Source organism: Xanthomonas campestris pv. campestris str. ATCC 33913 (assembly GCF_000007145.1).
GTDB classification, from domain to species: Bacteria; Pseudomonadota; Gammaproteobacteria; order Xanthomonadales; family Xanthomonadaceae; genus Xanthomonas; species Xanthomonas campestris.
In genome coordinates this window covers 2,767,004-2,781,267 of sequence record NC_003902.1, presented here as the reverse complement: position 1 = coordinate 2,781,267, position 14,264 = coordinate 2,767,004, and the positions used below count along the sequence as shown (strand labels likewise).

Below are 14,264 nucleotides of genomic sequence, written 5' to 3'. Positions count from 1 at the left end.
GGTACGGGGACACGGTCAGCGTGGGTGGTTGGCTTGCCAATCGCGCAGGGTGGCTTCGGCGCGGCGGAAATCGAAGTCGTCCACGGCGCGCTGCAGGTCTTCCTGCAACGGCGGTGGCAGACGTGGGGCACAGATCAGCAGCGCGTGGTCGATCTTGTCGGCATCGTCGCTGCGCAGCGCGTTTTCCAGGATCAGCGCGCTGTCGTCGTCCAAAGCGGCACCGGTTTGCCCGGTGTCTTGCGTGCTGGGGCTGGTCTGCAGGAAGGCGTGGATGGCCGCGGTGGTCTGCGCCATGGTGTCCTTGAGCGCGAGCAATGCGGCGGTCAGGTCATGGCCCTGTTCCACACGCGATTCCAGATCGCCCGACGCGCCGGCCAGGGCGGGCAGGGCCAGCGAACCGGCGGCGCCGCGCAGCTTGTGTGCCAGTGCGCCAATCGCCGGCAGCTCGTTGTTGCGCAGATGCGCGGCGGCGGTCTCGGCCGGGTCGGGGTTGTCGCGCAGCAACTTGAGCAGGTAGCGCTCGTACGGCTCACGCTCGCGCCACAGGCTTTGCGCGCGTGCGGCATCCAGCAGCAGCGGATCGGTGTGCGCCCACTCCGGGCCTGCGGCCGGCGCGCGTTCGTGCGGCAGCGAGGATACCCGCCGGCTGCCGGGCTGCAGGAAGTGCCGGATTGCGGTGACCAGTTCCTCCACGTTGAAGGGCTTGGCGATGAAACCGTTCATGCCTGCTTCCAGCGCTTTTTCCTGCTGCGGTCGGAAGGCACCGGCGGTCAGCGCGATCACCGGCAGGCTGGCCAGCGACGGAATCTGGCGCAGGCGGCGGGTGGCCTCGTAGCCATCCACCACCGGCATCTGCACATCCATCAGCACCAGGTGGAACAGGTCCGGCGCGCGCTTGAGCGTGTTCACCGCCTGCTCGCCGTCGTGGGCCACGGTGACCATGGCGCCTTCGCCTTCGAGGATGCGCTGTGCCACTTCACAGTTGATCTCGCTGTCGTCCACCAGCAGCAGCTGCGCGCCTTCCAGCCGGCGCGCGACGAAGGTTGGCGTCGCTGGGCGTGCGTTGGGGCGCTCGTCGACCAATTGTTCCACCAGCCGATGCAGCGCAGCGCTGGTCACCGGCTTGGTCATCACCGCATCCAGGTCCTGCTGCTCGGGGTGTTGCTCCAGCAGCCGGCGTTCGTAGGCGGTGACCATCACGATCACCGGATGCCGGCCCGGTGTGGCGCGGGCACGCACCTGGCGCGCGATTGCCACGCCGTCGATGTCGGGCATGCGCCAGTCCAGCAGGAAGATGTCGTACGGTTCGGTGGCGTCTTCGATCGCTTGCATCGCGGCCTGGCCGCTGGCCACCGCATCCACCCGCCAGCCCAGCTCGGTAGCGATCCGCACCAGGTTGTTCAAGGCCGCATCGTGGTCGTCGGCAATCAGCACGCGCGGCATGGATTCGGGCGGCAGTAGCGCCGCTTCCTGCTGGGCCTTGGGCGGGTCGGTTCTTTCCAACGTGATGACGAAATAGAACTCGCTGCCACGCCCGGGCACGCTTTCCACTTCCAGCGCGCCGCCCATCAGTTCGATCAAGCGCCGGCTGATGGTGAGACCCAGCCCGCTGCCGCCGTAGCGGCGGCTGGTGGAGGTATCTGCCTGCAGGAACGGCGAGAAGATCAGGCTCTGCTTTTCCTTTGAGATGCCGATGCCGGTGTCGCGTACCGAGAACAGCAGCTTGATCTTGTTGGGGTCGCCACTGGGAAAGCGGCGCACCGACAACACCACTTCGCCTTGTTCGGTGAACTTGATCGCATTGCCGACCAGGTTGACCAGCACCTGGTTGATGCGCAGCGCATCGCCGAGCAGCCAGCGGCATTCGCGCGGCAACGGCTCGACGATCATCTCCACCGGCTTGGCGCTGAGCGAGGAGCGCATCAGGTCGGCGATGTTGTCGAACAATTGATTGAGGTCGAACGGTGCGCGCTCCAGATCGATGCGCCCGGCCTCGATCTTGGAGAAGTCCAGGATGTCGTTGATGATCTCCAGCAGCGACCGTGCCGAGCGGTCGATCTTGGTCACCATGTCCTGCGCGGCGCCCGGCAACTCGCTGCGCTGGAGCAGGTACAGCATGCCCAGGATGGCGTTCATCGGCGTGCGGATTTCATGGCTCATGTTGGCCAGGAAATCCGACTTGGACTGGTTGGCGCTTCTGGCCGCGTCCATTGCCAAGCGCAGCTGTTTTTCGTGCAGTTTCTGCTCGGTGAGATCCACCGCCACGCCCAGGTACCCGATCACCTGGTCGTTGTCGTCGCGCAACGTGCTCAAGGTCAGCAGCACTGGCAGGCGACGGCCGTCCTGGCTGACATAGGTCCATTCGCTGGTGTCGCTGCGGCCGAGGCTGGTGAGCGCAGCGACCGCTTCCAGCGTGCCGGCGACCGGCGTGCCGGTCTGTTCGGCCAGCCGCAGTGCGCGCTCCTGCAGTTCGTCCGCTTCGATGAACTGGCTGGCCTTGCGCCGGCCGATCACATCGTCGGCGCTGTAGCCAAGCAGTTTTTCTGCGGCTGGATTGAACATGGTGACAAAGCCGCTGGAATCGGTGGCGATGATGGCGTAACCGGCGTGCGCCAGGATCGCGCGTTGCAGCACCGAGAACTGCACCAGCTCGCTGGTGCGTTCGGCCACCTGATGCTCGAGCGAGGCGTTGAGATCGACAATGCGCTGATGCGAGCGCACACGCTCGGAAATGTCGCGGAAGAAATGCGAGTGGCCGCTGACCGCATTGTCGTGCTCGATGATCGGCGCCTTGCTCGCCAGCACGAACACCTGATGCCCGTCGCGGTGGCGCATGGTCTGCGCGGCGGAGAGGGCTGCGACCGGCGGTGCCTCGTCCTGGTCGATCTGCGGCATGGCATAGGGTTGCGGCGACAACAGCGTGGTCAGGTCCTGGCCGATCGCCACATCGGCCGGATAACCGAACATGGCCTCGGCTGCCGGATTCCAGTGCGTGATTTCACCGTCTGGTGTTTCGGCCACGATCGCTTCGCTGGAATGGCTGACCAGGGCGGCCAGTTCCATCTGCTTGCGCAGCACCTCTTCGCGACGCAGGCCGTTACTGAAATACAGCCCGAGCAGCGCGGCCAGCAGAATGGCGGTGCCCAGGACCAGGCTGCCCATCAGCCACGGCGAGTTCTGGTTGAGTGAGCCGATGAAGTGCAGCGTGGGCCGCGCGGTAAGCACCCAGGTGCGGCCATAGATTGGCAGCAGCTGGGTGTGTGCAGCGCGGCGCATGCTTTCTGGCGCGGCAATGCCGCTCCGGTAGAAGGTGTGCTGGGTGTCCTCGCGATCACTCAGGCTAATCGCAACATCATCGCGGTCGCCCAGGGTGCTCTCCAGCATCTGTTTGACGCTGAGTGGCGCGTACGCCCAGCCGGTGGTCGCGTCCATGCGCTGCTGCGGTGTCTGCAGTGGCATGCCTTCGCGGTAGACCGGCAGCAACACCAAAAAGCCGCCTTCGCTGGGAGTCTGGTAGCCCGACAGCGAGACCGGCGAGGTCATGGTCGGCTGGCCGCTGCGCGCGGCTGCGATCGCTGCGATCCGCCGGCGTGGCTCGGACGCAACATCCAACCCTAGCGGGCGGTTACCGGATGACTCCGGTTCGAAATACAGCACGATGAAGCGCTCGCCATCCCACGGCGCCAGCAGCCTGCGCTGAATATCGGGCGCACCGTCAGCGCGTGCGGCATCCAGGAAGGCCGCTTCATCTGCGGCGGCAACGCGATGGATGTAGCCGTAGCCGAGCACGCCTGGAAATTCGCGTGGGTAATCGCGCGAGCGGCTGTAACGGGTGAAGCGGTCTCGACTGATCACATCGCTGCCGGCACCGATTACCGCACCGCGCGCGCCGCGCAGGCCATGCTCGAAGGTGTACATGCGCTCGCTGATGTTGCGCGCCAGTACCCGCACCACCATATCGAAGCGCCGCTCACGCTCCAGCTCGTTATGCCGATGCACCGCGAAGCCGACCAGGAATGCGGCGATCAGGCCTGCGCTCAGCAGCAGGACGGCGCCGATGGAGGCACGGCGTCCGTATTTCCTGCGCAAATCCCAGCGGCCGTGCGGCATGCTTCTTCCTTTGCCTTGCCTGTTGCCTTGCGTCCTACCGCGGTCGACGCGATGCCGGCCTTTCGGTGTGACGCAACGTATCGCAGCAAACCACACACGGCCACCACCCGGCTAGTGCATTCACGTGCGTGATGATCACCGCTGCGGTTGCAGCATCAGAACGACAGCCAGATCGACAAGGCGTGCAGCGCAAGTCCGATCAATCCACCCACCAACGTTCCGTTGAAGCGAATGTATTGCAGATCGCGGCCGACCCCCAATTCCAATTGTTCGACGAGGTGACGTTCGTCCCAACTTTTCATCGTCGATGCGATGTGCTCGGTGACCGATGCACGCAGGCGTGTGGTGAGTTTGTCGGCTGCATCGAGCATGTGCACGTTGAGTGCGTCGCGCAGCGATGGGTCTTGTGACAGCGACTGGCCGAGCGACTGCATCGAGCGCTCCATGTGCGCGGCCATCGACGAATCTTCCTTCGCCAGATCATTGCGCAGGGCTTCGCGTATCTCGCTCCACAGGCCTTGCACGTATTCCTGCAGGGCAGGGTGCTCGATCGCGCGTTGCTTGAGTTCTTCCACGCGCGCGGCCATTTCCGGCTCCTCGCGCAGGCGGGCGATGTAGGTTTGCAGCCACGCCTCATAGTCGAGCCTGATTGGATGCTCGGGCGTGGTGAGGATGTCCTGCAGTTCGTCGATCGCTGCGCGCGCCATGCGGTCGGCCAGGCTGTCGCCGATCTCTTCGATCGGCTTGACCCAGTTCACCGTGCCCACCAGCTTGGGCCACTCGCGGCGTGCGTAGCGCACGATCAGTGCCGACGTGCGGGTCTTCACCTTCTCTTCGTCCAGCCACTGGCCCAGCCGCAGCAGCACTTCATCGAGCAACTTCTGGTGGCGGCCATCGGTGGTGAGCAAGGCCATCACATCGCCGGCGGTGGCGGCGGCATTCCATTTGCGCAGGCGGTCGACCACGAAGCGCTGGATCGCGCGGCGGACGGCTTCTTCATCCAGCAGGTTCAGGGCCTGCAGCAGCCAGCCGCGCGCCATCTGCGCCAGCATGCGCGCCTGTTCCGGCTTGGACAGCCATTCGCCCAGGCGACTGGCCGGGTCGAACACGCGCAGCTTTTCCATCAGCGCGTCCGGTGCCAGGAACTGATCGCGCACGAAGCCGGCCAGCCCATCGGCCAGCCGCTCCTTGCCGCGCGGCAGGATCGCGGTATGCGGAATCGGCAAGCCCATCGGGCGGCGGAACAGGGCCACCACCGCGAACCAGTCGGCAAGCGCGCCGACGGTGGCGGCTTCGCAGAATGCCGACACCCAGGCCCAGATGCCGTGTTCGCCCATCAGGTGGCTGACGACGAAGCCGGCGAACATAGCCAACAACAGGGCCACTGCCAGCAGTTTCATGCGCTGCAGCTGTGCGCGGCGGGGATCGATCGGACGGGTGTCGCTGACGCGTGGTTCCATCCGCGAAGTGTACCGAGTCGGGATGCGAGGGCATGTCCACGCTGTGTGGCGGCGGTAGAGGCGCACCCGGGCGCGAGAGCATTGCCTGCAAAGCCGGTCGCGCCCGGGTGCGCTCCTACCGTGTGGTCGCGCGTTCAGCGGCGTGAGCGACCTCGGTCTCTCAAAGCCCCCGTACCGAGGTAGGAGCGCCCTTGGGCGCGAGAGGCGTTACCGGGAATGCCCTCGCGCCCAAGGGCGCTCCTACGGGATTGCGGAGCCTTGCGCGCTCGCGCAGCTGAGCTGCAGGTGCTCCAACAGTGCGTGCAACACAGGCACTACGTTCTCTCAGAGCACGCGTGATTTACGTAGGAGCGCCCTTGGGCGCGAGAGGCGTTACCGGGCATGCCCTCGCGCCCGAGGGCGCTCCTACGGGATTGCGGTGTTTTAAGCGCTCGCGCAGCTGAGCTGCAGGTGCTCCACCAGCGCGTGCAACACGGGCACTACGTTCTCTCATAGCACGCGTGACTTACGTAGGAGCGCCCTTGGGCGCGATGGGGCCTTACCGGGAATGCCCTCGCGCCAAAGGGCGCTCCTACGGGAGGCCGGAGACCTGCCACCACGGCCTCAGCCGCGCAGCCGCTCCAGCTGCGCCTGCAGCGCGGCGACCTTGGTCTGCAGGGCGGCGTTCTCGTTTTCCAGTTCGGTGACGCGCCGTTGCAACGCCTTGACGTCGCGGCGTTCGGCTTCGCCGCCTTCGGCCTCGTCCGGCTTGGGCTTGCGCTTGGCGTCGCGCACCCGCTTGGCGGCCTGCTTCAGCTCGGCCTTGCCGGCCTGGGCGGCGGCGCGCTGCTCGTCTTCGGACAAGGTGGCCACCGCGGCGGCGGCGCTGATCGAAATCTCACCGGCCCTGACCGCCTGCACCACTTCCGGCGCGGCCTGCTTGTGGATGCGCTCGATCATGGTCACCTGGTTGCTGCTCAGGCGTGCTTCGCGTGCCAGCTCGGCGCGGCTGACTGGCGTGGAGGTCTCCTCCCACGGCGGGCTGTCCAGCGCTTCGGCCGGGCGCGCTGCGGCGTCGGAGGTATCGACGCTCAGCTCGGCATCGCTTGCCTCCGGGGGGCTGCCGGCGGCATCGGCATCGCGCTGGCTGCGCTGGCGGGCCGCCAGGATCTCGCGCTTGCGCAGCGCCAGCACGCCGCGCTGGAAGTCCGACACGCTGCGCCGGCCCAGGTGCTGCTCGATCATCCATAGATGCACGTCCTGCATCGACTGGAAGTGCGGATTCTGCACAGTCTGGAACGGCAAACCGTGCTTCTGGCAGATGCCGTAGCGGTTGTGCCCATCCACCAGCACCTCGCCCCAGAGCACCAGCGCATCGCGGCAGCCTTCGGCCAGCAGGCTGCGCTCCAGCGCCTCGTGCTCGTCGGGCGTCAGCGGGTCGATGTAGGCCTTGAGTTCTTCTTTGACAACGATGTTCATGCGGCAACTGCGCGAGGAGCGGGGCCGGCATTGTAGTGAGCCTGCCCCGGCTTTGCGCGCTTGACGTGGCGCCCGTTGGCATGACACGCGGGCGCCTGATGCCGGGTCTTTATTAGTCGCAGTAAGGGGCGCAGCGGCACGGGGCGCCGTGTGGCGGGCAGGGCAGCCGGCCATGGCGCGGCCCGGTGACACACTGGCCAGCCAGCGCGTCGGCACGCCAATGCGAGCGGCCGCTCGCACTGCAAGGCCTTTAGTCCACCTTGCGCAGGATCGCGGCCAGCGTCTCCACCATTTGTCCGATCTGGTCGGGGGTGACGATCAACGGCGGCGACAACGCAATGACATCGCCGGTGACACGCACCAGCAGGCCGCCCTCGTGGAAGCAGCGTTCGAACACCTCGTAACCGCGCGCCCCCGGGGCACCCTCGCGCGGCGCCAGTTCGATCGCACCGATCAAGCCGATGTTGCGGATGTCGATGACGTGCGGCAGTCCGCGCAGGCTGTGCAACGCCTCCTCCCACTGCGGCCCCAGCGTAATTGCCCGCGTGAACAGCTGTTCTTCGGCGTAGGTGTCCAGCGTGGCCAGGGCTGCGGCGCAGGCCAGCGGATGTCCGGAATAGGTGTAGCCATGGAACAGCTCGATCGCCGCCTGCGGCCCATGCATGAAGGCATCGTGGATCGCATCGGCCACCAGCACCGCGCCCATCGGCACCGTGCCGCTGGTCAGGCCCTTGGCGGCGGTGATCAGGTCCGGGGTCACCCCGAAGCGCTGCGCGGCGAACGCCTCGCCCACGCGCCCGAAGCCGGTGATCACCTCGTCGAACACCAGCACGATGCCGTGGCGGTCGCAGATGGCGCGCAGGCGCTGCAGATAGCCCTCCGGCGGCAGGATCACCCCGGCCGAGCCGGACACCGGTTCGACGAACACTGCGGCGATGGTGGAGGCGTCGTGCAGGGTGATCAGCCGTTCCAGGTCGTCGGCTAGCTCCACACCGAAGGCGGGCAGTCCCCGCGAATACGCATTGCGCTGCAGATCCAGCGTGTGCCGTAGATGATCGGTGCCGGCCAGCAGCGGGCCGAACCATTTACGGTTATTGGGCAGCCCGCCGATCGACATCCCGCCGAAGCCCACCCCGTGGTAGGCCTTCTCGCGGCCGATGAAACGGGTGCGCTGGCCCTCGCCGCGCAAGCGGTGATAGGCCAGCACGATCTTCATCGCGCTATCCACGGCTTCCGAGCCGGAGTTGGTGAAGAACACATGGCCCAGGCCTGGCGGCGCCAACGCGGCCAGCCGTTCGGCCAGGGCGAACGGCAGCGGTGAGCCCATCTGGAAGGTGGGCGCGAAATCCAGCGTGCCGGCCTGCGCGCGGATCGCCGCGACGATGCGCTCGCGCGCATGGCCGGCGTTGCAGCACCACAGCCCCGCGGTGCCATCCAGGATCTGCCGGCCCTCGACATCGCGGTAATACATGCCTGCAGCCGAGGCCAGCAGGCGCGGGCGCGCCTTGAACTGCCGGTTGGCCGTGAACGGCATCCAGAACGCCTCCATCGCCGCCGGTGTCTGCATCGCGTGGGCGGCATCGCTCGAAGGGTGGTCGTGCATCGCAGACTCCGGGGCGGGGATGGGCCGACTCTACGGCAGCAGCTGCGTCATCTGGAACCGCAGCGGCGCGCACCTGGCGCACCCGGGCCGCGTGGCGGCCGTACGCCTAATCCATAGGGACTAGTCAATTAGTCGCAGCGTCGGCCGCTAACCTCAAGGAACGCTTGCGTGCGGCCGCGCGCGGCAGGTTTTTGAGACGCTTTGGCGCGCTGTAAAGCGTTGCAAACCGGTGGTGATCGTCGATGATGCGCGAGACGACCACCAGACGGACCCAAGCGTCGCCGCTGCACCCATCGGATCGCGCAGATCGATCGCAGCCATCAATGGACTTCACATCAGTCAGTTAGGGGAAATACGCATGACGCAAGGGTCCACCGTGGCGAACGCCAACGGCGCAGATGCCGGTTTGTTGTCCAAGGAGCGCATTGTGGCGCGGCCTGGTTTTAATCGTTGGTTGGTGCCGCCGGCTGCCTTGGCGATTCATTTGTGCATCGGCATGGCCTACGGGTTCAGCGTGTTCTGGCTGCCGTTGTCCAAGGCGCTGGGCATCACCGAATCGATCGCCTGCCCGGCCGACATGGGCCTGTTCGCGCGCATGGTGGCCACCACCTGCGACTGGAAGATCAGCGAACTGCAGTGGATGTACACGTTGTTCTTCGTGCTGCTGGGCTGTTCGGCCGCGATCTGGGGCGGCTGGCTCGAACGCGCCGGCCCGCGCAAGGCCGGCGTGGTCTCGGCACTGTGCTGGTGCGGCGGCCTGGTGATTTCCGCGGCCGGGATCCACTTCCACCAGATCTGGATGCTGTGGCTGGGCTCGGGCGTGATCGGCGGCATTGGTCTGGGCCTGGGCTACATCTCGCCGGTGTCCACCCTGATCAAATGGTTCCCGGACCGCCGCGGCATGGCGACCGGCATGGCGATCATGGGCTTCGGCGGCGGCGCGATGATCGGCAGCCCGCTGGCCGATGCGCTGATGCGCCACTTCGCCACCCCCACCTCGGTGGGCGTGATGGAAACCTTCCTGGTGATGGCGGCGCTGTATTTCGTCTTCATGATGGCTGGCGCCTTCGGCTACCGCGTGCCGCCCAGCGGCTGGACGCCGGCCGGCTGGACCGCGCCGGTGGCCTCCAACAACGCCATGATCACTGCCAACCACGTGCACGTGAAAAAGGTCTGGGGCATTCCGCAGTTCTGGCTGCTGTGGGGCGTGCTGTGCCTCAACGTCTCGGCCGGTATCGGCGTGATCGGCATGTCCTCGCCGATGCTGCAGGAAGTCTTCGGCGGCCGTCTGATCGGTGTGGATGCCGGCTTCGGCAGCCTGGATGCCGCGCAGCTGGCCAGCATCGCCGCGATTGCGGCCGGCTTCACCGGCCTGTTGAGCCTGTTCAACATCGGTGGCCGCTTCTTCTGGGCCAGCATGTCCGACAAGCTCGGCCGCAAGAACACCTACACGCTGTTCTTCCTGCTGGGCATCTGCCTGTACGCGGCGGCGCCGTCGGCCGGCGGCGTGGGCGGTATCGCGCTGTTCGTGGGCATCTTCTGCATCATCCTGTCGATGTATGGCGGCGGCTTTGCCACCATTCCCGCGTACCTGGCCGACCTGTTCGGGACCCAGATGGTCGGCGCCATCCACGGCCGCCTGCTCACCGCCTGGGCTACTGCCGGCATCCTCGGCCCGGTGGTGGTTGGCTACATGCGCGAGTACCAGCTGGCGCACGGCAGCCCGCCGTCACAGGTCTACAACACCACCATGTACATCCTCGCCGGCATGCTCGTGCTTGGTCTGATCTGCAACCTGCTGGTGCGCCCGGTGGCCGCGCGTCACTTCATGACGCCCGACGAACTGGCGCGCGAAAAGCAGCTGGCCCACGAAAAGGTGGACCGCAGTGGGCAGGCCGTGCTGGCGCCAGAAGACATGGCGCGCATCGGCCACGGCGGCAATCCTGCGCTGGTGGCGTTTGCCTGGTTGGCAGTGGGCGTCCCGATGGCATTCGGCATCTGGGTCACGCTGCAAAAAGCCTTCGTGCTGTTTCATTGAGATGAGATGACCGGCCAGCCTTCCACTCCCGTGCGCCCCGGCAGTGTGGTGCGCACGGTCCGCCGCCATCGCGGTGGCCGCAGCGCCACCGTGCAGGACATGGTGGCGGCCGAAATGCCGGTCGCCTTCAATTACAACGGCGTGCCGTTCGCAGTGATGATGGCCACCCCCGAAGACCTGGAAGATTTCGCGCTGGGGTTTTCGTTGAGCGAGGGCATCGTGGACCACCCGCAGGACCTGCGGGTGGTGGCGGTGGACACCTTTCTGGAAGGCGCCTCGCTGCAGATCGAGATCCCGCCCGAGCGCGCGGCCGCGTTGGATCAGCGGCGGCGCAATCTGGACGGGCGCAGCGGTTGCGGGGTGTGCGGCAACGAGTCGATCGAAGCAGTGTTGCGTGTGCCGCCGGTCCTGCAGTCGGCATTGCGCATCGATGTCGACGCGTTGGCGCGCGCGCTGGATGCACTGCACGCGCGGCAGCCCATCGCGGCGCAGACCGGCGCGGTGCACGCGGCCGGTTGGGCCGATGCGCAGGGCATGGTGCAGTTGGTCCGCGAAGACGTGGGCCGGCATAACGCGTTGGACAAGTTGATCGGTGCGTTGGCGCGTGCGCGCGTCGATGCAACGCAAGGGTTTGCGGTGGTGACCAGCCGCGCAAGTTACGAGATGGCCATGAAAGCTGCGCAGGCCCGAATCCCGCTGTTGGCGGCGATTTCGGCACCCACTGCGCTGGCGATCAGTCTGGCCGACAGTGCGGGTTTGACCCTGATCGGGTTTGCCCGCGATCACGATTGTGTTGTTTACAGCCATCCTCAACGCCTGGACCTGGGCGTTGCCGTGGGAGAGCCCGCATGAGCAAGAAAACCATCAAGCAGTACGACAATCCCGCGGGCGGCTGGGGCGCATTGCGCTCGGTGGCCAAACACCTGATGGAACAGGACATCGCGGTGCAGGGCGCCAAGACGCTGCTGCACGCCAACCAGCCCGACGGCTTCGATTGCCCGGGTTGCGCGTGGCCGGATCGCGACCACACCTCCACCTTTGAATTCTGCGAGAACGGCGCCAAGGCCGTGGCCGCCGAATCCACCGCGCGCCGCGCCGGGCTGGAGTTGTTTGCCTCCCACAGCGTGAGCCTGCTGTCGCAGTACAGCGACTACTGGCTGGAAGGGCAGGGCCGCCTGACGCATCCGATGCGCTACGACGCAGCGACCGACCATTACGTGCCGGTGAGCTGGGACGACGCGTTTGCGCACATCGCCGGGCATCTCAATGGCCTGGCCACGCCGGACGAGGCGATCTTCTACACCTCCGGGCGCACGAGCAATGAGGCGGCATTTCTGTATCAGCTGTTCGTGCGCGAGTTCGGCACCAACAATTTCCCCGATTGCTCGAACATGTGCCATGAGCCATCCGGCACCGCGCTGCGCTCGCAGATCGGTGTGGGCAAGGGTACGGTGTCGCTGCATGATTTCGAGCTGGCCGATGCAATCCTGATCTTCGGCCAGAACCCGGGCACCAACCATCCGCGCATGCTCGGCGAGTTGCGCCAGGCCTCCAAGCGTGGCGCAGCGATTGCCGCGTTCAATCCGCTGCGCGAACGCGGACTGGAGAAATTTGCCGACCCGCAGGACAAGCTGGAGATGCTGCATAACGGTTCCACGCGCATCGCCTCGGATTATTTTCAGCTCAAGATCGGTGGCGACCTGGCCGCGGTGAAGGGCATGATCAAGCACGTGCTGGAGCGCGATGCGCAGGCACAGCGCGATGGCACGCCGCGTTTGCTGGACCTGGAATTCATCGACGCGCACACCGCCAATTTCGACGCCTTCGCTGCCGACGTGCATGCGGAATCCTGGGACACCATCGTCGAAGAGTCCGGCCTGGACGAGGCCGCGCTGCGCAAGGCCGGCGAGATCTATCTCAAGGCCGAGCGCGTGATCGCCTGCTGGGGCATGGGCATCACCCAGCACAAGCATTCGGTGGCCACCATCCACATGATCACCAACCTGCTGTTGCTGCGCGGCCACCTGGGCCGCCCCGGCGCAGGCGTGTGCCCGGTGCGCGGCCACAGCAACGTGCAGGGCGACCGCACGATGATGATCTACGAAAAGCCGCCGGCCACGTTCCTGGACACGCTGCAGTCGGTGTTCGGCTTCGACCCGCCGCGTGCGGACGGTTTCGATACGGTTGGTGCGATCGAGGCGATGCTGGACGGGCGCGGCAAGGTGTTCTTCGCGATGGGCGGCAACTTCGCAGCGGCCACGCCCGATACCGACGCCACGCACCGCGCGCTGCGCAATTGCGAGCTGACTGTGCACGTGACCACCAAGCTCAATCGCAGCCATCTGGTGCACGGCAAGGATGCATTGATCCTGCCGTGCCTGGGGCGGACCGAGATCGACATCCAGGACGCCGGCTCGCAAGGCGTCACCGTGGAAGATTCGATGAGCATGGTGCACCTGTCGGCCGGCATCAATCCGCCGGCGTCGCAGGATCTGCTGTCCGAGCCGGCGATCGTGGCGCGCATGGCCGAGGCGACGCTGGGCGCGCGCAGCGCGATCCGCTGGCGCTGGCTGGTGGGCGACTATGACCGCATTCGCGATCTGATCGCGCAGGTGTTCCCGGACTTCGCGGATTTCAACCAGCGCGTACGTACGCCGGGCGGCTTCCGCCTGTCCAATACCGCGCGCGACCGCCAGTGGGTGACGCCGGAGCAACGCGCGGTGTTCAAGCCGCATGCGGTGCCCACCGACAACCCGATCCATCGCGCGCGGCGCAGCCGTGGTGAGCAGATGGTATTCACGCTGGCCACCACGCGTTCGCACGACCAATACAACACCACCATCTATGGCCTGGACGATCGCTACCGCGGCGTGTTTGGCGAGCGCCGCGTGCTGTTCATCAACGGCGCCGATATCGCGGCGTTGAACATGAAGGCTGGCGACTGGGTGGACCTGGAAAGCCTGTGCGAAGACGGCGTGCACCGCGAGGCGCGGCGCTTCCTGCTGGTGGACTACAACATCCCGCGCGGCTGCCTGGCCGCGTATTACCCGGAGACCAACGCGTTGGTGCCGTTGTCGAGCTTCGCCGACGAAGCGCGCACGCCCACGTCCAAATCGATCCCGGTGGTGGTGTTGCCGCATCGCGCAGAAACCGCCGATGCCGCGCCGCGTGATATCGGAGCGGTGCTTGTCCGCTGATCCACAGCTCACCGCGCAGCTGCTGCACGCGCTGGCCGATGCGCCCGAGGGCGTATCGCTGGCGCGGCTGTGCAAGCAGCTTGGCGTGCGCATGAGCGTGTTGCTGCGCACGCTGGCCTGGCTGGGCAGCGCCAATCTGGATGGCCAGCCGGGCCCGGGCTGGATCCGGGTGGAGGAGCGCAGCGAGCGCCAGTTTGCAGTGCTGACGCCGGCGGGTGTGGATGCGCATGCGCAGCGTGGGTCGTTGGCGGACGGGTAGTACTAGGCGTTTGCTCTTCGCCGCAGGGGCGGACTGTGCGGCTGCGCGTATCTCGAAACGTGGTCAGTGTGGCGTTGCAGGCGCGGTGAGGTTTACCTGCCGCGCGCCGGGCTGGGCGATTTCAGATGCACAACGTGTT

Annotated in this window: 8 protein-coding genes; 4 read left to right on the top strand and 4 right to left on the bottom strand. The window is 66.4% G+C overall.

The features are described 5' to 3' along the window. Positions 1-15: 15 nt before the first annotated feature. The 4 genes from XCC_RS12275 to XCC_RS12260 all read right to left on the bottom strand — a co-directional run bounded on the left by XCC_RS12275 (position 16) and on the right by XCC_RS12260 (position 8,631). Positions 16-4,110, bottom strand: a complete 4,095-nt coding sequence (locus XCC_RS12275) for a CHASE domain-containing hybrid sensor histidine kinase/response regulator (protein ID WP_011037503.1) — start codon at positions 4,108-4,110, stop codon at positions 16-18. Between the two features lie 155 nt (positions 4,111-4,265). Continuing rightward, positions 4,266-5,570 (bottom strand): DUF445 domain-containing protein, encoded by a 1,305-nt coding sequence (locus tag XCC_RS12270; RefSeq protein WP_011037502.1) that lies wholly within the window; start codon positions 5,568-5,570, stop codon positions 4,266-4,268. Between the two features lie 603 nt (positions 5,571-6,173). Further along, positions 6,174-7,028 (bottom strand): hypothetical protein, encoded by an 855-nt coding sequence (locus tag XCC_RS12265; RefSeq protein ID WP_016944535.1) that lies wholly within the window; start codon positions 7,026-7,028, stop codon positions 6,174-6,176. 250 nt (positions 7,029-7,278) lie between these two features. Beyond that, positions 7,279-8,631 carry an aspartate aminotransferase family protein gene (locus XCC_RS12260; protein ID WP_011037500.1) on the bottom strand — a complete coding sequence of 451 codons (1,353 nt, stop codon included), beginning with the start codon at positions 8,629-8,631 and terminating at the stop codon, positions 7,279-7,281. A 358-nt stretch (positions 8,632-8,989) separates the two neighbouring features. Between XCC_RS12260 and XCC_RS12255 the strand changes: the two genes are divergently transcribed. The 4 genes from XCC_RS12255 to XCC_RS12240 are packed head-to-tail and all read left to right on the top strand — an operon-like array spanning position 8,990 to position 14,125. Beyond that, complete coding sequence (locus XCC_RS12255) at positions 8,990-10,669, top strand: OFA family MFS transporter (protein WP_011037499.1); 1,680 nt, start codon at positions 8,990-8,992, stop codon at positions 10,667-10,669. Positions 10,670-10,675: 6 nt separating this feature from the next. Then, entirely contained in the window at positions 10,676-11,521 is an 846-nt protein-coding gene (gene fdhD / locus XCC_RS12250; protein ID WP_011037498.1) for a formate dehydrogenase accessory sulfurtransferase FdhD, read from the top strand. Next, on the top strand, positions 11,518-13,866 hold the full coding sequence (locus tag XCC_RS12245; protein ID WP_011037497.1) for an FdhF/YdeP family oxidoreductase: 2,349 nt from the start codon (positions 11,518-11,520) through the stop codon (positions 13,864-13,866). Before fdhD ends, XCC_RS12245 begins: the two co-directional genes overlap by 4 nt. Next, positions 13,856-14,125, top strand: a complete 270-nt coding sequence (locus XCC_RS12240) for a hypothetical protein (protein WP_019237575.1) — start codon at positions 13,856-13,858, stop codon at positions 14,123-14,125. The genes XCC_RS12245 and XCC_RS12240 overlap by 11 nt, the downstream gene beginning before the upstream one ends. Positions 14,126-14,264 lie beyond the last annotated feature (139 nt).